General features: G+C 36.2%; 14 protein-coding genes. 10 read left to right on the top strand and 4 right to left on the bottom strand.

Annotated features, from left to right (window positions below):
• Window positions 1-109 precede the first annotated feature (109 nt).
• From DMB65_RS03180 to DMB65_RS03135, 10 genes are all read left to right on the top strand, one after another.
• Window positions 110-3,751, top strand: coding sequence for a rhamnogalacturonan lyase family protein (locus DMB65_RS03180; protein ID WP_110305218.1), 3,642 nt, complete (start codon window positions 110-112; stop codon window positions 3,749-3,751).
• Between the two features lie 332 nt (window positions 3,752-4,083).
• Window positions 4,084-4,413, top strand: a complete 330-nt coding sequence (rhaM, locus tag DMB65_RS03175) for an L-rhamnose mutarotase (protein ID WP_110305413.1) — start codon at window positions 4,084-4,086, stop codon at window positions 4,411-4,413.
• A gap of 63 nt (window positions 4,414-4,476) precedes the next feature.
• Entirely contained in the window at window positions 4,477-5,559 is a 1,083-nt protein-coding gene (locus tag DMB65_RS03170) for a PKD domain-containing protein (RefSeq protein ID WP_110305217.1), read from the top strand.
• 22 nt (window positions 5,560-5,581) lie between these two features.
• A complete protein-coding gene (locus DMB65_RS03165) occupies window positions 5,582-6,865 on the top strand; it encodes a DUF4861 family protein (protein WP_165834845.1) in 1,284 nt (427 codons plus the stop codon).
• A 33-nt stretch (window positions 6,866-6,898) separates the two neighbouring features.
• Entirely contained in the window at window positions 6,899-8,251 is a 1,353-nt protein-coding gene (locus DMB65_RS03160) for a glycoside hydrolase family 88/105 protein (RefSeq protein ID WP_110305215.1), read from the top strand.
• 574 nt (window positions 8,252-8,825) lie between these two features.
• Window positions 8,826-10,253, top strand: coding sequence for a family 43 glycosylhydrolase (locus tag DMB65_RS03155; RefSeq protein ID WP_110305214.1), 1,428 nt, complete (start codon window positions 8,826-8,828; stop codon window positions 10,251-10,253).
• A gap of 16 nt (window positions 10,254-10,269) precedes the next feature.
• Window positions 10,270-11,598, top strand: a complete 1,329-nt coding sequence (locus DMB65_RS03150) for a rhamnogalacturonidase (protein WP_110305213.1) — start codon at window positions 10,270-10,272, stop codon at window positions 11,596-11,598.
• A gap of 122 nt (window positions 11,599-11,720) precedes the next feature.
• A complete protein-coding gene (locus DMB65_RS03145) occupies window positions 11,721-14,174 on the top strand; it encodes a glycosyl hydrolase 115 family protein (protein ID WP_230470588.1) in 2,454 nt (817 codons plus the stop codon).
• Between the two features lie 29 nt (window positions 14,175-14,203).
• A complete protein-coding gene (locus tag DMB65_RS03140) occupies window positions 14,204-15,571 on the top strand; it encodes a sulfatase-like hydrolase/transferase (RefSeq protein ID WP_110305212.1) in 1,368 nt (455 codons plus the stop codon).
• A gap of 199 nt (window positions 15,572-15,770) precedes the next feature.
• Window positions 15,771-15,947, top strand: coding sequence for a histone H1 (locus DMB65_RS03135; RefSeq protein ID WP_031453507.1), 177 nt, complete (start codon window positions 15,771-15,773; stop codon window positions 15,945-15,947).
• Between the two features lie 184 nt (window positions 15,948-16,131).
• Here DMB65_RS03135 and DMB65_RS03130 read toward each other — a convergent pair whose 3' ends face one another.
• The 4 genes from DMB65_RS03130 to DMB65_RS03115 all read right to left on the bottom strand — a co-directional run bounded on the left by DMB65_RS03130 (window position 16,132) and on the right by DMB65_RS03115 (window position 23,293).
• Window positions 16,132-17,328, bottom strand: coding sequence for an IS256 family transposase (locus DMB65_RS03130; RefSeq protein WP_110305211.1), 1,197 nt, complete (start codon window positions 17,326-17,328; stop codon window positions 16,132-16,134).
• 160 nt (window positions 17,329-17,488) lie between these two features.
• Window positions 17,489-18,991 (bottom strand): rhamnogalacturonan acetylesterase, encoded by a 1,503-nt coding sequence (locus tag DMB65_RS03125; protein ID WP_110305210.1) that lies wholly within the window; start codon window positions 18,989-18,991, stop codon window positions 17,489-17,491.
• A gap of 129 nt (window positions 18,992-19,120) precedes the next feature.
• Window positions 19,121-21,976: a glycoside hydrolase family 2 protein gene (locus DMB65_RS03120; protein ID WP_110305209.1), complete on the bottom strand. Its 2,856-nt coding sequence runs from the start codon at window positions 21,974-21,976 to the stop codon at window positions 19,121-19,123.
• Window positions 21,977-21,997: 21 nt separating this feature from the next.
• Window positions 21,998-23,293 carry a rhamnogalacturonan acetylesterase gene (locus tag DMB65_RS03115; protein ID WP_110305208.1) on the bottom strand — a complete coding sequence of 432 codons (1,296 nt, stop codon included), beginning with the start codon at window positions 23,291-23,293 and terminating at the stop codon, window positions 21,998-22,000.
• Window positions 23,294-23,448 lie beyond the last annotated feature (155 nt).

The raw sequence follows: 23,448 nt of genomic DNA, 5'->3' as shown, positions 1-23,448 counted from the left end.
TAACAGACTATAGAATTCTAATTTTAAAAGAATTAGCAGGGTAGTGCAGGATACTGTTAATGAATTATCACGATAATTTTAATAGTACTAACCTTTTAACCAATCCTTTATGAAAAAACAAATACTTTTTGAATCATCTGTGATCCATCTTCGACAGAAACTTATTAGAATTCTTCTTTGTACGATTTTAAATCTTTTAGTAACTCAAAATTCTTTTTCCCAAAATTGGACTATTTTAGGCAATGAATCTCAGGTATCTGCCGCTGCCTCAAGTTATACTTCTATAGCCGTTTTAAATGATGTACCTTATGTCGTGTTAAAGGAAGGAACAGGACCTTTCGTAAAGGTAAAAAAAAGAAATGCTGCAACCGGAACTTGGGATCAAATGGGTAATGATATTGGAGGGAATCTCAATTTTTCCAGAATTTTGCTTGATAAAACCAATCGCTTTTTTGTGACTTACGTAGATGCAGCGAATGGAAATAAATTAGCCGTCAAAGTTTATAATGAAACAACTGATTTCTGGGAACCATTGAATAATGATACCAATAATCTTTATGTTTCAACAGGCTCAGTTACTAATTCTGTTTCACAATATGGCTCAACACCCAGATCTTCACTCGCTTTTGATTCGGATAATAATCCTTATATAGCTTTTGGTGAAGGGGGTTCTTTAACACCAACGGTTAAAAAATTTGATGGAACTTCATGGATTACAGTAGGGACTATTCCATTAAACACTACAACAAATGTTGCCCAGATAGCTGTAGGAGTAAACCTGGCAATCGATGAAGCTGATGTACCATGGCTGGTGTTTTGTAGTTTGACAACTGCCACAACTTCAACCGGCACTATGGCCTTTTATAAATTCAGTGGAGGAACGTGGAATTATATTACTCCAACAGTTACTGCCGGTATCCGACATACCAGTATGGCAATTAATTCGGCAGGTAATCCTGTTATTGCGTTTTTTAATACGGCAGATTCAAATAGGGCAACAGCTATTGAGTACAATAAAACTACAGCGACCTGGAGTTCAACAACAAGAATAGGTTCAAGAGATTCGCCAAGCTTAAGTTTAATTAAGGATGTTTCAGGTAACCTGTATTGTTCTTTTATAGATAATGTTAGTAGTACTCCAACTTATTCTGCCCGTGTATTCAAACAAATTGCCGGTGCTTCGGCATGGACAGAAATGAAAGATCCGACCGTAATTAGAGGAATTGATGAACCGGTTGGAAATTTAACGATCGCGGCAGGAAGTTTATATCCTTTTGTCGTTTATACCAAAACAAATTCCAGCAGTATTGTAACTCCTGTTGTCAGAAATTATATTCCAGCACCTCCACCAGCAGTTTTGACTACGAACGCAGTTACAAATCTTACTTCTACATCGGCAGAATCCGGAGGCGATATTACTTCTGATGGAGGAACAACAATTACAGAAAGAGGAATTGTATATAGTAGAAATAGTAATCCTACTGTCGCTAATACAAAAATTATTGCCGGCACAGCAGGAACAGGCAGTTTTTCAGTAAACATTTCAGGTCTTACTCCGGCAACACTCTATTATGTCAGAGCTTATGCTGTTAATGGCGGAGGAGCAAGTACTACCTATGGCGAAAATATCAGAATCAATACATTGGCATTGCCGGATGCAGTAGTAAATACACCCAAACAAGTAGAATTTTTAAACAGAGGAGTTGTTGCCCTGCGTAAATCTGCCAATGAGGTTTTTATTAGTTGGCGATTGTTAGGAAATGACCCTTCGGATATTGCTTTTAATGTGTACCGTGATAATGTAAAAATTAATGCTACTCCAGTTACAACTTCGACAAATTACATAGATAATATTTCAACAAATAGTACCTATTCAATAAAACCGATTATTAGCGGTACAGAAGCAGCTGCTACGACTCCTGTTTCAGTATGGGCGAACAATCAGCTATCGATTCCGTTGCAAATTCCGCCGGGAGGTACAATTCCGGATGGTACAGCTTACACTTATACAGCAAATGATGCCAGTGTTGGTGATGTTGACGGAGACGGCGAATATGAAATTTTCTTAAAATGGGATCCTACTTTATTGAATCATAATGGTGGAGGATTTTCAGGAGAGCAGATTTTCGACTGTTATAAAATGAATGGAACTTTGCTTTGGCGTATCAACTTAGGTAAAAACGTAAATGCAGGTCCGCATTTCAATCAGTTCATGGTATATGATTTTGATGGGGACGGAAAAGCTGAAATCATCTTAAAAACGGCCGACGGAACAATTGATGGTACTGGAACTGTTATTGGCAATTCTACTGTTGATTATCGGAATTCAGGAGGTTGGGTACAGGCTGGTCCTGAATTCCTGACTGTTTTCAATGGTTTGACAGGAGCCGCTATGTCAACAGTTGCTTATCAGCCGGCGAGGGCAAATACCGCAGACTGGGGTGATACTTACGGAAACCGTCAGGATCGTTTTGTTTCTGCAGTAGCGTATTTGGATGGTGCCCGTCCGAGTTTGATTATCGGACGTGGTTATTATGATAAATTAATGAGAGCCGCTTATGACTGGCGCGATGGTCAGTTAACGCTTCGTTGGATTTTTGATAGTAAAGATACAAATGACCCTGCCAATAATGCGCTTTCAAGTCAGGGAAATCACCAGATGACGATTGGCGATGTTGATGGTGACGGAAAAGACGAAATAATCAATGGTTCAAGTGCTATTAACGATGATGGAAAACGTTTGTGGACATACGGTCAGGGACATGGAGACGCACTTCATATGTCGGATATGGATCCCGATCGTCCCGGTCAGGAAATCTGGCAGTGTCTGGAGTCTGAAAGTCAATACAGTCCATACGGAATCAGGCTTAACGATGCCAAAACCGGAAAAATGATTTTTGGAGCCGTTACCACCGGAGATGTAGGCCGTGCTCTGGCTGCAGATATTGACCCAAATCACAGAGGGTACGAAATGTGGAGTTCTTCAGGAAATTTATACAATGTTCAGGATGGTCAGATTGGGACAAGTAAACCAACTAACGGAAGCCAGGCTGTAAATGCAGCTGTATGGTGGGATGGAGATTTAGGACGAGAATTGTTAGATGGCACCATAATGGACAAATGGAATCCGGTAACAAAATCGTTAAATCGTTTGTTTACTATTTATCAGGCAGCTCCGGTTTCTTCCAATAATGATTCAAAAAAGAACCCCGCTCTTACAGGCGATATTTTGGGTGACTGGAGAGAAGAAATTATTCTTCGCCGTACAGATAATACAGCTCTGATTCTTTTCACAACAAATATTGTCACAGATTACAGAATTCCGACTTTGATGCATGATCCGCAATACCGTACAGCAATTGCATGGCAAAATTCAGCCTACAACCAGCCGCCGCATCCGGGTTTTTTCCTTGGTTATGATATGGCTCCGGCTCCAACACCAAATATTGCTATAAAAGATATTTCTAATTTAGGAGTTAAAAATGCCACAGCAACAACGGCAGAAGTATTGGTTTATCCAAATCCTTCATCCGGACAATTTAATGTTCGGTTCAACGGTTTTAAAACAGCAAGGGCTACAGTTGTAATTTCTAATATCACCGGTCAGATTGTACTGAAAAAAGAAATAGAGCTTACAGGTAATGATCAAAATGTTGCTTTTAGTATTCCGAATCACAATTACGGAGTTCATCTTTTAAAAGTAATTAGCGATGAAGACACTAAAACAATTAAAATTATAATTGAAAAATAATTGTTTAAAACATCAGCGTTTTAGTGTAGACAAAGGGAACAAAAAATGTATCAAGAATTATTTTTTGAGATAATTTTTCTGTAAAAAAGAAGGTTTACAGTTTTTTTGTAAACCTTCTTTTTTATGCTTAAAACTTAACAGTATAGCACAGGATACTATTAGAAGAATAAGTAGATATATTTGAGGATATCCTTATTGTTTTTTATGAAATTTACCCTCATAAAATTCACAAAAATAGTGCTATTTTGTCTTCCCTTTTTTGTTCAAAAACGCTTTACAAAAGGCAAAAAGTGCGTGATAAGCCAGTCAAAATTAAACTTAAAACAAAAAAAATGACAAAAAAAAATACAATTAGAAATGCTTTTAAAATGAAATTAAAACCAGGTTTTGAAGTGGAATACAAAAGGCGACATGACGAGATCTGGCCTGAATTAGCCAGTTTACTTTCTGAAACCGGTATACAGGATTACAGTATTTTTCTGGACGAAGAGACATTGATATTATTTGCCGTTCAAAAAATTAGTACCGATTTTGATTTTGAACTATTACCCAATCATCCGATTGTAAAAAAATGGTGGGCCTATATGGGTGATATTATGGAAACCAATCCTGACAATTCACCAATAGCAGTAGGTTTGAAGGAAGTTTTTCATTTAGATTAATTATTTTTGTGATTCGTCCTATTTATCGTACTAGAACAAGAAGAGGAAATTTAAAAATGAATTATGAGGCTTCATATAAAAAATACATTGTTTCGGGCGTTACTGTTTTGCACCTTGTTTCAATGTTGGTCGCAGGACAACAGGAATTTTAAGGCTTTTCAATTTCCTGCGAATAAAATCCCAACCATTGACGGGAAAGCAGATGACTGGAAAATGGTTCCCGAAAGCTATACAGTTGGTATGGATCAGTTATGGGAAGACAGCGGAAAGCATTTAAAAGCAAATCCTGAAAACTTAGATGTAAGTGTAAAAGTTGCCTGGGTAAAAGGACTGAATCGGCTGTATTTTTTGTATGAAGCGTATGATGATTATTGGGATTTTTCTCTACCAGGGCTGCACAATGATACTTTTGAAGTTATTGTTGATGCTGACCAGTCAGGTGGCCCATTTATAGACCGATTCCATCCTAATAAAGTATTGGCAAACACAATGGATGCCTATTTTTCGTATCATGGTGTTCATGCACAAAACTATCATATTTTTACTCCCGCAGAAGGAAAGGACTGGACATTAGTCTGGGGCAGTCAGCCTTGGATTAAGGAATTGCCGTATGCAAATGCTGCAACCAATTATAATTTTAAACCTGGAGAGTCTGGAAAACTTACTTTAGAATTTTGGATAACACCTTTCGATTATGCAGGAAATGATCCATCCAGAGCAGTAGAATCTATTTTAGAAGAAAATAAAAACATAGGTCTATGCTGGGCAATTATCGATTATGATGATGTGAAAGACGAAAAAAACAATGGTTTTTGGAATTTATCGAAAGAACATACCATGTATGGAAACGCTTCTTACAGTCTTCCGTTTAAATTAATGCCATTGGAAAAACAATTCCAAAAGGAAATCAGTGCAAAATGGACTTTCAATGTGATTGATAAAAACAAAAGAACAGTAGCTTTTATCAATCTGTCTGAAGGTGAAATTGAATCTTATAAATGGGATTTTGGAGATGGAAGTTTTTCATCAGAAAAAAATCCGGTTCACGAATATAAAGAAGCAGGAAAATACATTGTTGTTTTGGATATTTCTGGACCAAAAGGAAAATCGAGATTGTCAAAAATCTGGGATGTTGCAGTAAAATAAGTAGTAAAATAAAATCATAATAATGAAAACGAAACTCTGTCTTTCAATAGCTTTATCGGCTCTTGTTTTTATAGGTTCTAAAGCTCAAAAATCGCAATCGGCTAAAATTGTTTTAATCAATAATTCGGATTTAGAATTACCTCAAAAAGCTATTTCAATAAAAAGAAACTTGCTTAATGCAAAAGGCACCGAAAAATCTTTCCCAGTACTGTTGCAAAAATCAGATACGATTCCGGCACAGCTTAATGACCTAAATGGTGACGGAAAATGGGATGAATTGTTTTTTGTAGCTGATTTTTCTGCTAACGAAAAGAAAACAGTTGAACTTAAATGGTCAAATGTCGATCCTAAATTTACAGTAAAAACAAGTGTCCGTTTCGGAAAAAGAGAGGCTGAAAACCTGCCTGTTCAACCTGTAACCGATGAGGTTTTAATGGCTAATCAGGTATACAAAAAGCTAGGTTTTCAAAAATATCAGACCGATGGACCAACATGGGAAAATGATAAAGCAGGTTTCAGGCATTATCTGGACGGAAGAAATAGTAAAGATGTTTTTGGTAAAAAAACTCCCGGAATCACCCCTGAAGATGTAGGTATTAACAGCAAAGGTGCCGTAGAAGACAATTACCATCAAATGCACGATTGGGGAAGGGATATTTTTCCTGTTGGAACTTCAGCGGGATTAGGTGGATATGGATTACTCGTTGGAAATGAAATCAACAGACTCGGAATTCTGATCAATGATACGATCAATAATGTTGAAAAAACAACTTTTAAGATTGTAAGTGAAGGTCCTGTGAATTCGGTTTTAAATTATAAATATCAAAACTGGCAGGCTTCCGGCAACAAATATCAGGTACAGGAAACTGCTTCCATCTGGCCGGGAATGTACGGCTATAAAAATACTGTTTCGTTAAGCGGTCTTAAAGGAAATGAAACTTTAGTTATTGCATTTTCGAATATCAATAACCAAAATCCGCTACAGGTAATCGATGCTGGTGATTATGTTTGTTTTATCCTTCATGATAAACTGACTTATGAACGTCAATGGATTTTGGGAACAGCCATAATTCTACCAAAGGATGCTTACCTGGGATATACTGAAGCACCCAAAACAGGTAAATTGACCAATTCTTATCTCATAAAAATGAGTACAAAAAATAATCAGCCAATTAGTTATTATCCTATTGCTGGATGGGAATTAAGTGCTGATCCAAACTTTAGAGACCCAGCTTATTTCACGAATTATGTAACGACTTTAGCCAAACAGCTTTCGGCTAAAATAGAAGTGAAAATAAGCAAATAAATAAAACGCTTTACGAACCAAAAATAGCTGACCATGAGTTATAAATCAACCAAAATTAGTACACTTTTTGCTTTGGGACTAATTGCCTCCGCAAATGCGCAGACCAATGATGCCACAACGCCTTTGCATCTAATGCAGCCTGATTATCCAACACCTTATATTATTCCACAAAAAGAAAATATAAAGGCAGTTTTAGACAGAGTATATAACTTTTTAGATAAAAACTCAGCTTCTAAAATTGTAAATGCTGCAACAAAGGCAGACATTAAAGATTATAAAAAAAACAAAGAAGATATTGTTTTCGAACCGGGAGCTTTCAGGCTGACCAGTTATGAATGGGGGGTTACCTATGCCGGAATGCTTTTGGCTTCTAAAGCTACAGGTGAACAATATTTTGCGGATTATTCGAATAAGAGAATACAGTTAATCGCTGATGTAGCAGAAAATATTCAGGAAAAAAACATCAAAGACAAAGACATGCTTAAAACGCTTCATCCCGAAGCACTGGATTTTGCAGGAGCGCTTTGTGCAGCCTTTATAAAAGCAAAAAAAGCAGGTTTAAAAGCCAATATTGATCCTTTGGTAAATAATTACATTCACTTTATTAGCAAAGAACAGTTTAGGCTGCAAGATGGAACTTTGGCCCGAAACAGACCTCAGGATAATACGCTTTGGTTAGACGATATGTTTATGAGCGTTCCCGCTTTAGCGCAAATGGGGGCTTATACAGGTGATGCACAATATTTTGATGATGCCGTAAAACAGGTCAATCAGTTTTCTAAAAGAATGTTCAATCAGCAAAAAGGAATCTACATGCACGGCTGGGTAGAGTCGATGGAAGTACATCCACAGTTTCACTGGGCCAGGGCAAATGGCTGGGCTATCATGACAATGGTGGAATTATTGGAAGTTTTACCTAAAAGCCATCCCGGATACCCACAGGTTTTGGCTCAATTGCAAAAACATATCGCCGGATTAGTACAATATCAGCACGGCACCGGTTTTTGGCATCAGTTACTCGATAGGAATGATTCGTATTTAGAAACTTCTGCTACTGCCATTTATACGTATTCAATTGCCAGAGCTATTAACCGTGGATATGTCGATAAAATGACATACGGTCCTGCCGTTTTATTAGGCTGGAATGCAGTGGCTTCAAAAGTAAATGACAAGGGTCAGGTAGAAGGAACCTGCGTAGGTACAGGTATGGGCTTTGATCCTGCTTTTTATTATTATCGCCCTATAAATGTTTTTGCTGCACATGGTTATGGTCCTGTTTTATTGGCTGGAGCAGAAGTGATTTTGTTATTAAAAGACAATCAGTTTCAGATAAATGATAGTGCTATACAGTTAAAAGTTGAAGGGAAAAACAATTTGCATAAGTAAGGAGAAGGTGAAAATGTTGTGTGTTAAAAGTTAGAAGTTTTGAATTTGAGTCATAATAATGATTATAGTAAATCTGTTGGGTGAAATTATTAAAAAACGTCAGGAGTGTTTTTGTTTAAAGAAACGGAACAAAAAAAGTATCAAAAACTAATTTCACTCAACGGGTAAAGTAAATTATTCTAAAGTCAAAAAAAATGAAGTATTATTGAGATTTCAATAGCCTCCAGTTTTAGCCGGGGGGGGCAAAATAGTCATGCATTAAGGGCTTTAGCCAAATTCTATTCCTTATAAATAAACCTAGCATCTTTGCGCTTTTGCGGGATTAATTGAACGGTAAATCAATTAAGATCCTTTTGGCATCTGTTAATTCCTAAAATAAAACCAAGATGAAAAATCTAAATTTAGTCTGCGATGCTTTCTCTATACAAGCGTACCATCAACAGGTGCATTATAAATATTCCTAAAGAATGGCTGAAGTGAAAATAAAGAATTTAGAAACAGCAGTATAGAACAGGATAGTGTAGATCGTCGTAAAAAGTATATTTGATCTTGTGCTAAAATTTAATTGCAAATAATGCCAACAAAGTGCCGGTTAATTTTATGGTTTTTGATGATGGGAACTTTTATGTACGTTTCAGTTTCGTATGCACAGCATTTCGGAAAAATGGATGCGATCTATTCAGGAACACCCTGGTTTGACCAAAGCGGAAATGTTGTAAGTGCTCACGGAGCAAATGTTATTAAAGAGAAAGATACTTTTTATCTTTTTGGGGAAGTTCATACGGACACCAGCAATGCATTTGCAGGATTTAACTGTTATTCATCCAAAGACCTTTACAACTGGAAATTTGAAAATATTGCACTTCCGCTTCAAAAATCAGGTAAACTGGGACCTAATCGTGTTGGCGAAAGGGTAAAAGTGATGAAATGTCCTAAAACCGGTGAGTTCATCATGTACATGCATGCAGATACATTAACTTATAAAGATCAGTTTGTGGGGTATGCGGTTTCTAAAAAAATAAAAGGTCCTTATCAGTTTAAAGGGCCACTTTTGTTTCAGGGAAAATCGATAAAAAAATGGGATATGGGAACTTTTCAGGATACAGACGGATCTGGTTATATATTGACGCATGGTGGTGAAATTTACAAACTGAATGACGATTATAAATCGATTAAAGAGAAAGTAAACGAAAATATAACATCCGGATTTGAGTCTCCAACGATGCTTAAAAAAGACGGATTATATTATTTTATTGGATCACATTTAACGAGCTGGGAAAAAAATGATAATTATTATTACACAGCATATTCATTAAAAGGTCCCTGGCAATCTCATGGTTTAATTGCTCCCGAAGGTACACTTACTTGGAATTCACAGTCGACTTTTGTTTTCCCAGTTCAGGGTAAAAAAGACACGACTTATATATTTATGGGAGACCGTTGGTCGTTTCCAAAACAAGCTTCATCAGCAACTTACGTCTGGCAGCCGCTTACAATTTCAGGAATTTCAATGTCGATTCCTGAATACAAGGATGCCTGGCATATTGATACTCTAACAGGAATTTCATCTGTTGCAACGAGTAAAGACGAAATTATTCAAAATACAGATAAACAAATTCAGTACAAAGGCAACTGGAAACATCTGGAGCAGCCATCATTAGAAAGCAGAAGTGATGAAAAAAATGCTTCATTTTCGATTCAATTCACAGGTCAGCAAATCGGATTGTATTGTTTTACCAGTCCTGAAAATGGTTATGCCAAAGTTATTTTGACCAATGAAAAAGGCAAGGTAATTGTTTCAGCTCTTGTTGACATGTACAGCAAATCTTCGTCACTGACTCAGGTATTCAGGTCTCCGGTGCTGAAAAAAGGTTATTATGATTTATCCATTTCTGTTGTGGGAGAAAGACCAAATTGGTCTGATAAGAAAAAAACACAGTATGGAAGTACAGGATATTATATTTCTATCAGTCAAATTAAAATAAAACCTCATAAAATTTAAAAACCAAAAAAATACAATGAAAAAATTATTGACGCTTACAATCTGCATTTTGGGAATTTTCCAGACTGCATTTTCTCAAAATTATACAAACGACACATTTCCTGATGGGAGTGCCATTACGCCCTGGTTTAAGGACCACACTAAAATTCAGTTGAAAGATTTAGGAAAACAATATACCATTACAGATTTTGGTGTTATTAAAGACAGTACCAAAATTCAAACCGTTGCGATTCAAAAAGTAATTGACAATGCGTCTAAAAATGGTGGCGGTGTGATTGTGATTCCAAAAGGAGTTTTCCTGAGCGGTGCTTTATTCTTTAAACCTAAAACAAGTTTATATGTTGCTGAAGGAGGTACCTTAAAAGGTTCTGATGATATTTCGAATTATCCAATCATGCCCTCCAGAATGGAAGGGCAGAACCTGGATTATTTTCCGGCTTTGGTAAATGCTTATGGTGTAGATAATTTTTCGATTTCAGGAAAAGGAACCATCAACGGAAATGGTTATAAATATTATCAAGCCTTCTGGGCAAGACGCAAAATAAACCCAAAATGTACCAATCTTGAAGTTTCAAGACCAAGACTGGTTTTTGTGTGGAATTCCAACAGTGTGCAATTTCAGGATGTAAAACTGATTAATTCAGGTTTCTGGACGAATCATTTTTATAAATGCAATAATGTAAAATTGCTTGATTTGCATATTTCTTCTCCACACTTAGAAATTAAAGCGCCAAGTACTGATGCTATCGATATTGATATTTGTACCAATGTTTTGGTAAAAGGGTGTTATATGTCGGTTAACGACGATGCAATTGCCTTAAAAGGCGGAAAAGGTCCTTATGCCGATCAGGATAAAAACAATGGAGGAAATGCAAACATAATTATTGAAGACTGTACTTACGGATTTAGCCATTCTGCCTTAACAAACGGAAGCGAATCTATTCATAACCGAAATGTCATTATGCGCAATTGTACCATTGAGGGGGCAACGAGAATGCTGTGGTTAAAAATGAGACCGGATACACCTCAGAGATATGAATATATCAGAGTTGAAGATATTAAGGGAACAGCAAAAAACTGTCTGGTTGTATTGGCATGGAAGCAATTTTTTGACTTAAAAGGGCGTCCTGATGTTCCATTGTCTTATGGAGATCATGTGACTTTAAAAAATATAAATATGAAATCGGATACGTTTTTTAATGTAGAAAAAGACCCAAATGTACGTTTGTCCAATTTTACTTTCGAGAACTTGAATATTGAAGCCACAAAACCAGCTATAGACAAAAGCATTGTAGATGGAATCACTTTAAAAAATGTGCGTATCAATAATCAGGTAGTTGAGTAATTTTCTTAGAATATAATGATACAGGAGTTCAGGTTTTTTTAACGTAAATGGATTGAAACTTTGAACTTTTGTTTTTTAGGGAAATATAAAATCGAACTTTTGAGGATTAATAGTATTTAAAGATGAATAAAAAAATATTTATTGAATTCCTGTTGATATTTATGTTTTTATGCATCAGTTCTTACTGTCAGGATAAAAACTCAGTTAATTTTACGATTGCAAATCCTAATCAATCTGCTTCGATTTATATAGATAAAAACACTGATCCGCTTATCGTTTGGGCAGTCAATGAACTGGCTGATGATGTAAAAGAAATGACAGGCAAAAGACCGGAAATCATAGAAACTGCTGCATTTTCTAAAAAAGGAATTTATATCGGAGAGGTTTCTTCACATCTTTTTAAATCAAAAAGCATTCAGAAAGAATTAGGAAATCAATGGGAGAAATTTTCGATTAAAAAAGAGAAAGAAAATCTTATAATTGCCGGAAGCGATGTAAGAGGAACGGTATATGCTGTTTTCGAAATTGCAGAACGTCTTGGAATATCGCCATGGAAATGGTGGGCAGATGTTTACCCGATAAAGAAAGAAAACGTAACACTCCAATTACCTAAATATGGTATCATTTCATCTCCATCTGTACAATACAGAGGCATCTTTTTGAATGATGAAGACTGGGGATTACAGCCCTGGGCAGCGAAAACTTTTGAAAAAGAAACGGGTGATATAGGGCCAAAAACCTACGAAAAGATTTTCCAGTTATTATTACGCCTGAAAGCCAATACGATCTGGCCGGCAATGCATCCTTCAACAAAAGGTTTTTTTACCCTTTCGGGGAATAAAGAAATGGCACAAAAATACCACATGATTATTGGTTCTTCGCACGCTGAGCCGATGCTTCGTAATAATGTTGACGAATGGAAACCTAAAATTCACGGTGATTACAATTATTTCACTAATAAAACAAATGTTGATCAATATTGGCAGGATCGTTTAGACGAATTAAAATCGGCTCAAAATGAAACCATTATAACGTTAGGCATGCGTGGTGTTCACGACAGCAAGATGGAAGGCGCAAAAGATTTGAAAGAGTCTGTCGATATGGTGGAAAAGATTATTTTAAATCAGCGTGAAATGCTTTCGAATACTTTTAAAAAACCTTTAAAGGAGATTCCGCAAGCTTTTGTACCGTACAAAGAAGTATTGGAATTATACGATAACGGACTTAAAGTTCCGGATGATATAACACTGGTTTGGCCCGATGATAATTACGGTTATATTCGTCGTCTGAGTAATGAAGAAGAACAAAAAAGGACAGGAGGAAGCGGTGTCTATTACCACATCAGTTATTGGGGAAGACCACATGATTATCTTTGGTTAAGCACGACACAACCGGGTCTAATCTGGTACGAAATGACCAAAGCCTATGAAAACGGAGCTAAAAAAATGTGGATTGTAAATGTTGGGGATATAAAGCCCGCTGAATACAATACAGAACTTTTTCTGGATTTAGCCTGGGATATTAACAGTATAAAATCGGATGGAATCAATCAGTATCTGAAAAATTGGACTACCAGAGAGTTTTCTCCGGAAACAGCAAACGATTTGACTGCCGTATTTGAAGAACATTACCGATTGGCATTTCTCAGGAAGCCTGAATATATGGGATGGAGTCAGACCGAACCAACTACACAAATAAAATTATCCGATTTTACCGAAGAAGAATGTCTGAAAAGAATTAAGGCATACGAGAATTTGGTGAACAAAATAGGTAATTTGTATTCGACTGTTGCTGTAGATACAGGCTCATTTGTTCCTGATGAAAGAGAAAATGCTTTTTTCCAATTGGTAATTTATCCCATAGAAGCGGCTGCTAATATGAACTATAAATTTCTGTCCTGGAACCTGGCTTCCAGGACTGCAGATGTAAATCAGAAGAATAAATATGAATCACTATCAAACCAAGCCTACAGCAAAATAAAAGAACTAACTGATTTTTATAATGAGAAACTCAGCAACGGCAAATGGAATCAGATGATGTCAATGCATCCGAGAAACCTGCCTGTTTTCGATGCTGTTAAAAAAGCCGAATTTTCTAAAGAAGTACCAGTTCAGGAAACTTCAAAAGCAGTAAAATTCATTAATGCAAATCAGTTTATTTCTAAAAATGAATCCAAAGAATACCAATGGAAAGCCATTAACGGGTTAGGTTACAGCAATAATGCCATTACTTTGTTTCCGTTTAAACATACTTATTTTAAAACCGAAAAGCCTGCCGTTTCCTATGAATTTGAAATCGAAAATACTGGAGATTACGAAATAGAGATTCATCTGCTGCCAACACATTCCAATAATTTTGATCATGAGATTGAAGTACAGATTGATGGCAATAAATCACAATTGTTTTTGATCAATACAAAAGACCGGGATAAAACCTGGAAAGAAAACGTATTGCAAAACGGTGTTATCGTAAAACTACCTGTTACAATTGCAAATAAAGGAAAGCATACGATTACAATGAATGTAAATCAAAACGGAATTGTACTCGATTATATAACTGTAAAAGTTAAAATCTAAGTTGAGTTGAACCTTAAAAAGGATAAAATATGAATACAAAAATGCAATTTTTAGTGCTGTTATCGTTTTGTTTTTCATTTTCGTATAGTCAGAAGAATCAAAAGAGCCCAATAGAAAAACCAAATATTATTTTGATCATTGCAGACGACGCCGGATGGAATGACGTTGGCTATCACGGTTCAGTAATCAAAACGCCCAATATTGATTTTTTAGCTAAAAATGGGGTAGAACTGGATCGGTTTTATGCCAATCCAACCTGTTCGCCGTCAAGGGCAAGTTTGTTTACAGGAAGGCCTTCAAGCCGTATGGGAATTGTAGCGCCAATTAGCGATAAAAGTCAGTTTAAGCTTCCGGATTCCATTGCGACATTACCTAAATTACTGCATAAAAATAATTATCAAACAGTACTTATTGGCAAATGGCATCTGGGCTTGCAGCAAAGCAGCGGACCAACTGCATACGGATTTGATTATTCGTACGGTTTTTTACACGGACAGATTGATCAGTATACACATCTTTATAAAAACGGAGACAAGAGCTGGTACCGAAATGGTGAATTTATCGAAGAGAAAGGTCATGCCACTGATTTGATTACGAATGAGGCGATAAAATGGCTTTCAGAAAAAAGAGATCCTAAGAAAAGCTTCTTTTTGGAAGTAGCTTACAGTGCGCCGCATTTTCCGTTGCAGGAAGAGCAAAAATGGAAAGACCCTTATATGAAATCTATAAGAGACAGTTCCAGAAGAGATTTTGCTGCAGCCATGAGCCACATGGATCATAGTATTGGAATATTGTTGGAAAAACTCAAAGAGACAAATCTGGATAAAAATACGCTGGTAATTTTTATGAGCGACAATGGTGCCATGAAAAATTGGGATTCAGGAAATGAATACAACGGAGTGCACCCTTCAAATGATGTTTTAGGCGACAATACGCCACTTCGGGACTGGAAAACATCGAATTACGAGGGAGCAATCAGGGTTCCTTGTCTATTTTACTGGAAAGATCATTTAAATAACCATAAAAACGAAAATTACACTTCGGTTATAGATTTGTTGCCAAGTATGTTGTTTTTAGCCGGAGATAATCATCTTCCAAAAAGTATCGAAGGAACAAATATCTGGTCAACAGTATCAGAAAATAAAGCAATCACGGATAAGGATATTTATGTCAGAGGTCATTTGCAGGAATCTTTAATAAGTAAACCATGGAAAATAATCAGGACCAGACATACCAACGCTCCTGCAGATTTAGAACTTTATAATATTGAAAAAGATCCTGAAGAACAGAGAAATTTAATACTTGAAGAGCAGTCTGTAGCTGAAAAAATGGAAATTGCTCTGGAAATTCAATTTAAAAAAGATGCTAAAAAGGTGAATTATGAGAAAATCAAGTAGTGTTTTGAGCGTTTTAGGCGAATCGTATTAAAAAAAGTATCATTTTTGTTTTTTTGTAACAAGCTGTTTATTAGGTGATAAAGTCTTTAAAAAAAGAATAGTAACTCAATTAGGAAAAACTGTGATAATTTTAACAAAAAACTTACGTTAGCTATAAAGCAAACTTATATTTTTGCGACTTAATTTAACATAAATAAGCATGAAAGATCTATTAGTAAAAATCAACGCTGAATTAGAAGTATTCAAAACAGAATCAGAATCATTATCTGAAAAAGGTGTTAAAGCAGCAGGAGCAAGAGCACGTAAATCATCTTTAGAAATTGAAAAACTTTTAAAAGAATTCAGAAAAGTTTCTATCGAAGAATCAAAAAAATAATATTCTTACAGAAGTAAAAAACCTCGTTTAAATTGAACGAGGTTTTTTTATGCATTAAAAGTGAAAAGTGAAAAGTGAAAAGTGAAAAGTGAAAAGTGAAAAGCTGCAAATTCCCCGTTCACTTAATTTATGACACTGTCCTAAAAAGTGTGTAAGTTTAAAATAACGGGGTTTGACTTTTTAATTAAAGTTGAACCCTTTTTTCAAATATAGTTAAGAACTGATTGAGTATTAATCCCCAATTATGGATTGGCATCGTCCATTTTTTGGTAGCTTCTCTTAAAGCCAAATATACAGATTTTAAAACTGCTTCATCGGTGGGGAATGATAATTTATTTTTGGTGTATTTTCTAATCTTACCGTTTAGATTTTCGATTAGATTAGTGGTATAAATTATTTTCCTAATTTCAACTGGGAAGTCAAAGAATACGGTAAGTTCTTCCCAATTGTCTTGCCATGATTTTACAGCATATGGATATTTACTATTCCATTTATTAGCAAAATCTTCAAGAGAAGCCCTGGCAGCCTGTTTGGTTGGAGCATCATAAATCTGCTTCATATCTTTAGAGAATTCCTTCTTATCTTTCCACACCACATAACGCGCTGAGTTGCGTATTTGGTGCACTACACAGATTTGAGTCTGTGATTCAGGGAATACATTTTTAATAGTCTGAGTAAAGCCGTTTAGGTTATCTGTAGCCGTAATTAATATATCCTCAACACCTCTAGCTTTTAAATCTGTTAAAACTCCTAACCAAAAGCTGGAACTTTCATTCTTGCCCAACCACATACCCAAAACTTCTTTTTTTCCATCTCGATTCAGGCCAACAGCAAGGTAAACAGTTTTATTAATAACCTTTGAGTTCTCCCGAACTTTAAAGACAATCCCATCCATCCAAACGATTAAATAAACAGGTTCTAACGGGCGATTTTGCCAAGCTGTTATATCACTGGAAACTGATTCGGTAATTCTAGAAATAGTGGAGGTTGATATGTCAAATTTATAAACTTCTCTTATTTGTTCTTCAATATCACTAACGGTCATTCCTTTGGCATAAAGAGAGACAATAACATTCTCTAATCCATCAACCATACTTTGACGTTTTGGAATAATCATGGGATTAAAAGAAGCTTCTCTGTCCCTTGGAACCTGAATGTCTGATTCTCCAAATGAAGTTTTTATCTTCTTATTGGAAAAACCATTACGAGAATTAGTTGAAGGCGTCTTTTCGTGTTTCTCATATCCTAGATGAGAATCCAGCTCTCCTGATAGAATAGCCTCTATTCCTCGTTTTTGTAATTGGGCAAGAAAACCGTTTAGGTCTTCACCTGTTTTGAATTGTTTTAAAAATTCATCTGATAATAAATCTTCTTTTTTCATAAGACTGTGTAAATGTTAAAGTTAAAAAAAAATGATGCTGGTTTAATAACCCCATCATTTTTTAACTTACACACTTAGTGATACACTGCCTAATTTATATTCTTAAATTTCATAAAACATTTTACATTTTACATCTAACATTTTACAGATACCATACAACTTACTTCGAAATTTCAATATATTCCCTGAGTCCACAATCTTTTATCTTTTTGAGGCTCTCTGCAACTGCAAGTGCATTAAAAGTGGCTCCTTCTGCACCTGTATGCGTATGATCTTTTGGGAAAAACGGTTTTACTTTTTCTTTGCCTAAAGCTTCGTATTTCAGGGCTACAATTTCATTCAGATCAATGAAAAAAACTTTTTCTCTTTCAGCAGCAATTTTGGACCAGCTTCCATAGGTATCCGCTCTTCTTTCTACTTTATCGTTTGGCCATTCGTTTCTTGGTGTCTGACTTAAAACAATCGGAATTGCTCCTTTTTCTTTACTTTCCCTGATAAACTTTTGCATGTACCAGCCAAAAGTATGAACCGTTTCGGTTAAGCTGTCACGAATGACTTGCTGCGTTTCGTCACCGTTTCCTTTTAGTGATCCCCTGAATTTTTCTTTATCAACAGCTCCGGCATCATTATGACCAAACTGCATCATTACAAAATCTCCCGGTTTCAACTGATTTTTGACAGCGTCCCACAAACCTTCTTTTTCAAATGTTCGGGTACTTCTGCCGCCACGGGCTTTATTGATTACTTCAATTCGGGTAGTGTCACAATATTGAGCAAAAGCAACTCCCCAGCCAATAGCATTTTCGTTATTATTGTTTGCCATAGTAGAATCACCAATCAGGTATACTTTTTTCTTTGCGGGAAATACAATTTTAGGGTTTGGCAGAATGTATTTTTTTAATGAATTTTTGCTTTTTTTGACTTCATTGACAATTATAGAGGCCGCTAGGGCAGCACCTTTTGCAGAAGGATGAGTATGGTCTTTTTTGTAGAAATAAGTTCCGGTTACTTTTTGCTCTCCAAGCTTTTCCATTTCAACCGCCATATTATCGTTCAATTCGATAAAAGTGACATTCTCTTTTTCTGCAATTTGTTTCGCCCATAATCCGTATGATTTGTTGTTGCGTGGTACTTTTCCTTCTTTCCAGTCATTTCGTGGAATAGGGGAGCAAATAATCGGAATTGCGCCTTTTGATTTGGCTTCCTGAACTACTTTCTGAATGTACCAGCCATAAGTATGCACCGTTTCATGCTTTTTTGTAAGCATGTTATCGATTTCCTCGATTTCCTTTCCGATTCCCTTGATTGTTCCTCTGGCGCGAAGGGTATCGTTTAAGGGACCGTCGTCGTTATGTCCAAACTGAATCAGAACATAGTCGCCTTTTTTCAATTTATTCAAAACCGCTGTCCACAAGCCTTTGTCCTGAAAAGTTCTGCTGCTGGTTCCGCCCAATGCATGGTTTTCGACATTGACTTTTGTAGAATCTAAAAACTGCCCGATATAGTCGCCCCAGCCCCAAAGTCCGCCGGATCCGTCGCCTTTGCCGTTTTTTACAGTAGAATCGCCTACGGTGTAAACGGTAGGCTTATTGTTTTGTTTTGGAGTAAAATTTAAAAATAAGAAGCCTAAAAAAAGTATTGTAATTATTTTAATTGATTTCATATTGTGTGAAATGTGTTGTGTGAAATGTAAAATGTAATTTTTCTCAATTTTGTCATTTCAGAAATGAGATACTTTGTGTTAAGGTTGGTTGATAAAAAACCTGAAACAAAGAAAACCTGAAACTCTTTTTTACGCTCTGAAATCAAACCATAAATTCATTTTGATTCCGTCATCACCGTTTTTGATACGAATATTGGTTGCCTGACTTTCTGGGCCCTGATGTTCTAAAGGTTTGAAATCTCTCATAGCCGGAATTTCATACATAAACGAAATATCTCCTTCCGGAAATGTTGGCTGAGGGTAACTTCCTGCGAAACCATTTTTAGGCAAATCCGGTGTAAACAATCTCAAAAATAAATTATCAGATTCGCTGAAAACTTTAAAAGATGATGCTCCTGCTTTTAAATTTGCCCCCAATAAATTAGCGTGATATCCTTTAAACTCCGGATATACCAGATTCTCAAAACTTTCGCCAGTTATGGTCGTGTTGTAATCTTTTTCCCAAATACCGTATGTAGTTCCTTTCAATCTGTTTTTCCAAACGTGGTAGGGCCCTTTTCCCAACCATTTGATTCCGGTTACATCTTTTTCAGGAAAGCTGAAAGTAATGCCCCAGGAGTTTATTTTATCTTCAAAAAAAGCGCCGTCAAAACCTTCTCCTCCTGAAGTATTTTTCAGGGCAATCAATTCCATTTTAAACCTTCCATCGGGTTCCATAATCCATTTGATCGAGGATAAACCGCCTGAATAGGTTACGTTGCAGACTGCTTTATCACCCTCCTGAGAAACCTGAATGTCTTTTAATTTGGCTTTCATACCGATTGGTCTTGGGCCATTTGTTAGCGGAATTGTATTTCTTCCGTTTTTAACTGAAGAAATTTCCCCTGTTGCAGCATCTAAAACAACTGTAACGTCACTTCCTTTTAAAGTAATTTCATTGCCGGCTTTTACACCTGAAGCTTTAGTTTTTGTATTCTGAACCGCTAAAAATTTAGCAGCATAATATTTTGCTTTATGAATGGACCAGGTCCAGGTATAAATTTCTTTATTGAACTGATCATAAGCCGTAATCGATAAAATGTCTCCTTCAGCAAAATTAGACGGAACTGCGAATTTAATTTTACGTGTTTCACCCGGATCAATGTTTGGAATTTCAATTTTACCTGAGCTGATTGCTGTCGAAGTTCCGTTTGTATATAAAACATCATTATTAGATTTTAGCACTTTATAGTCCATTTTACAGGAATTCAGATTACTAAAAAGATAGTCGTTTGTAATTAAGAAAGAACCATCAAAATCGGTATTAACCTGTTTTGGCTGAAACTGAATTGGTGCCCAGACTTCTTTTACAGTGTAATAGCTGCCTTCTTTTTCACGGTGTGGTCCTAAAATACCATCAGCTGCCAAAGAGCCTTTTGAGTCAAATTTAGCATTGTCTTTCCAGTCTGAACGGAAAACAGCTTCGTCTAACAGCGCCCACATAAATCCTCCGGCAAAAAGCGGACTTTGTTTGTATCGTGTCCAGAAATCTTCCAGCGCAGCTCCGTGTCCGTTATCATAGGTTCCGTGCATGAATTCGGTTGGGAAGAATACATTTTCTCCGGCATTAAAACGATGCATTCCTGTTAAATAAGTAGGATAATGATGTGTATCCCAGCCATTAAAGTCAGCCCAAGGGTGAATTACGATTCTTTTTTGCGGATCGTTGTCTTCAAAAACCTTGTCAACATCGTAATTCCATCCGCCTTCATTACCGTTATCCCAAATCATTACTGATGGGTGATTGACATCCCGGGTAACCATTTCGGTCACTAATTTTGTTCCGGTTTCGGTATCATAAGAGTTTTGCCACCCAGCCAGTTCATTTAAAACAAAAAGCCCTAATGAATCACAAACGTCAAGAAAGTGCTCGTCAGGAGGATAATGTCCGCGAACAGCATTCATGTTCATGTCTTTTAATAATTTCACATCCAAATCACTAATTCTCTTGCTGGTACTGCGACCACCTTCCGGCCAGAAGGAGTGACGGTTGATGCCTTTCATAATGATTTTGGTACCATTTACATAAATTCCGTCTTGTTTCTTAAATTCCAATGTTCTGAAACCAATTCGTTTTTTATATTCATGGATGATGTTTCCATTTTGTTTTAACACCAGTTCCAGATTATATAAATTCGGACTTTCCGGATTCCACGGTTTAATGTTTTTCCATTGTGCTGCTATCGATTCTTTGGTACTTTTTGCTTTTATCGGAAAAGTAAAGGTTTGGAAATTTTCTCCGTTTAAACCTTTCAGGGAAGCTTCCAAAGTAGAATTTTTGGATATATTTTTAAGTTTCAGATCAACTGTAATTGAACCGTCCATTTTTGGATTTATGGCAATATGCTGAATGTGTGTTTTAGGGGAAACTTCTAACCAAACCGGACGATAAATGCCACCAAACAGCCACCAGTCGGCTCTTCTTTCGGCTGCATTTACCGATTTATTGGCAGAATGTTTCCAGACATGGACTTCTAAAGTATTTTTAGAACCGAATTTTAGTAGAGATGTTATATCATATTTAAATTCATAAAAACCTCCCTGATGAATCGCTCCGGCCAGTTTTCCGTTGATTTTTACTTCGGTATCCGTCATTGCTCCTCCAAACGCAATCAGGATGTCCTTATCTTTATAATTGGCAGGAACTTCAAATTCATATTTGTATAAACCCTCTTCTTTGCTTGGTTCTTTTTGATTCAGTTCTTTGTACCATCTTCCGTAAGTATATTCTCCAAAACCTTCTAATTCCCATTGAGACGGAACGTTAATTTTGGACCATTTTTGGCTGTTATTGCCTCCGGTGCAAAAGAAATCCCATTGTACAGGATGTTCAAAATCTTTCCCGGAAAGGTAGATTTTATCAGTTTGCTGTGCTGTGCTATTTTGGTATGAAAACAAGGCAACGGCAGCGATCGTAAAGTTTTGAATGGTGTTTTTTAGTAACATAAGAGGTTATTTCTATAATGGTTAGTTGCCATCTGGTTTAGTAATTTCAAATCGGTCACTCGTTGGAAGTGTCCAGTTCGAAATATAATTTGGTTTTTTTGGATTGTAATCTGAAACTTCTTTTTTGATTTGTTTTTTTAACGGAATATCCAATTCGCGAATTCCCTTCAAGACACAAAGTGCGATTTCGTTTGCCCCAAAGCTATTAAAATGAGTATTATCCTCCAATGTTTTTATCTGACCCGGGAAAGTATTGGCAGGATATTGTACAAAAGCTTTTCTGGAAGGCTCATCGCCCCAGGCTTCGTATAATTCGGTTGTCATTTTGGTGACGTCAATAAGTGCGACGTTGTTTTTTTGTGCAACAGTTCGCATCGCATCAGGAAAATCGCCATGTGTTTCTTTTAAAGTTCCGTTTTCATTAAAAGCACGGCGTTGTGTAGGTGTAACCAAAACCGCAATTGCTCCTTTATCTCTGGCAGCCTGAACAAATTCTGCTAATAAAGTAGAGTAAGAACCCCACGCACCATTTCCTTCCCCTTTTATTTTTTCGTCATTATGGCCAAATTCGACAAATAGGTAATCTCCTTTTTTAATTAATGAAAGAATCTTTTTTAAACGATTTCCTCCTTTGAACGAGCTTAAAGCCGAACCCGAAACCGCATAATTTGCTACCACTACGGAGTTATCAAAATGGTTGGTTATAAATTGTCCCCAAGAAGCCCAAGGCTCCACGTCCTGATCGGTTACAGTTGAATCCCCGGCTAAATAAACCACTGTAAGATTCTCTTTTTGTGTAATTTTTATACTTTGAATCGTAACGTCTCCTAAAAATTCAAGTGTGAGTTTGTCGTCCCAGTTTAAAATATCTTTTTCTCTGTCCTTTAATGCAACATTCTGACTATCATCGATTTTTGGAGTTCTTACATTTACATTGAAAATACGGGTTACCGGTTTTCCTTTTTTTATCGAAAGCTGATCCAGCATCAATCTTCTTGATTCGGCCTTAATGGTAATATTGGACTCTTTTTCTGGGCTTCCCATAACAACTTCAATCTGGTAATTTCCCTCAGGCACTTTTACAGAAAAGTAAGTTGGTTTAAGGGCAGAAAAGCTATTCGTGTTTATTTTTACATTTGATGAAGAATTAAGATCAAAACCATATCCTTTGGCATCATATACTAAAGAAGTGTTTACTAATATTCCTTTTGTTTTTTTTGATGAAGTTCCGAAATTAAATAATTGATTTTTAGTCGTATTAAGCGAACTTATTTCAGTTAAAAAATTAATATGGGATGCAAACAAATTTAGCTGCATTACCAAGCAAAAAATTAGACAGAAGGAAGTATTACATTTTATCAAGGTTTTCTTTTTTAAAATTATTATAAAATCAAAACTAAGAGTTCCTTATTTATATAGTATCCTGTACTATGATGTTAAAAAAATGAAATAATATAAATTATGGTATTGTA

Source organism: Flavobacterium cheongpyeongense (genome assembly GCF_003202435.1).
In the GTDB taxonomy this organism is placed as follows: domain Bacteria; phylum Bacteroidota; class Bacteroidia; order Flavobacteriales; family Flavobacteriaceae; genus Flavobacterium; species Flavobacterium cheongpyeongense.
The sequence above is the reverse complement of the archived record's forward strand: the minus strand, read 5'-3'. Positions and strand labels throughout refer to the sequence as shown.

Coding starts and splice junctions, on each gene's coding strand:
- DMB65_RS03115 (WP_110305208.1), bottom strand. CDS start 23,293: ATGCAGCTAAATTTGTTTGCATCCCATATTAATTTTTTAACTGAAATA.
- DMB65_RS03120 (WP_110305209.1), bottom strand. CDS start 21,976: ATGTTACTAAAAAACACCATTCAAAACTTTACGATCGCTGCCGTTGCC.
- DMB65_RS03150 (WP_110305213.1), top strand. CDS start 10,270: ATGAAAAAATTATTGACGCTTACAATCTGCATTTTGGGAATTTTCCAG.
- DMB65_RS03155 (WP_110305214.1), top strand. CDS start 8,826: ATGCCAACAAAGTGCCGGTTAATTTTATGGTTTTTGATGATGGGAACT.
- DMB65_RS03125 (WP_110305210.1), bottom strand. CDS start 18,991: ATGAAATCAATTAAAATAATTACAATACTTTTTTTAGGCTTCTTATTT.
- rhaM (WP_110305413.1), top strand. CDS start 4,084: ATGACAAAAAAAAATACAATTAGAAATGCTTTTAAAATGAAATTAAAA.
- DMB65_RS03130 (WP_110305211.1), bottom strand. CDS start 17,328: ATGAAAAAAGAAGATTTATTATCAGATGAATTTTTAAAACAATTCAAA.
- DMB65_RS03180 (WP_110305218.1), top strand. CDS start 110: ATGAAAAAACAAATACTTTTTGAATCATCTGTGATCCATCTTCGACAG.
- DMB65_RS03160 (WP_110305215.1), top strand. CDS start 6,899: ATGAGTTATAAATCAACCAAAATTAGTACACTTTTTGCTTTGGGACTA.
- DMB65_RS03165 (WP_165834845.1), top strand. CDS start 5,582: ATGAAAACGAAACTCTGTCTTTCAATAGCTTTATCGGCTCTTGTTTTT.
- DMB65_RS03145 (WP_230470588.1), top strand. CDS start 11,721: ATGAATAAAAAAATATTTATTGAATTCCTGTTGATATTTATGTTTTTA.
- DMB65_RS03170 (WP_110305217.1), top strand. CDS start 4,477: ATGAGGCTTCATATAAAAAATACATTGTTTCGGGCGTTACTGTTTTGC.
- DMB65_RS03140 (WP_110305212.1), top strand. CDS start 14,204: ATGAATACAAAAATGCAATTTTTAGTGCTGTTATCGTTTTGTTTTTCA.
- DMB65_RS03135 (WP_031453507.1), top strand. CDS start 15,771: ATGAAAGATCTATTAGTAAAAATCAACGCTGAATTAGAAGTATTCAAA.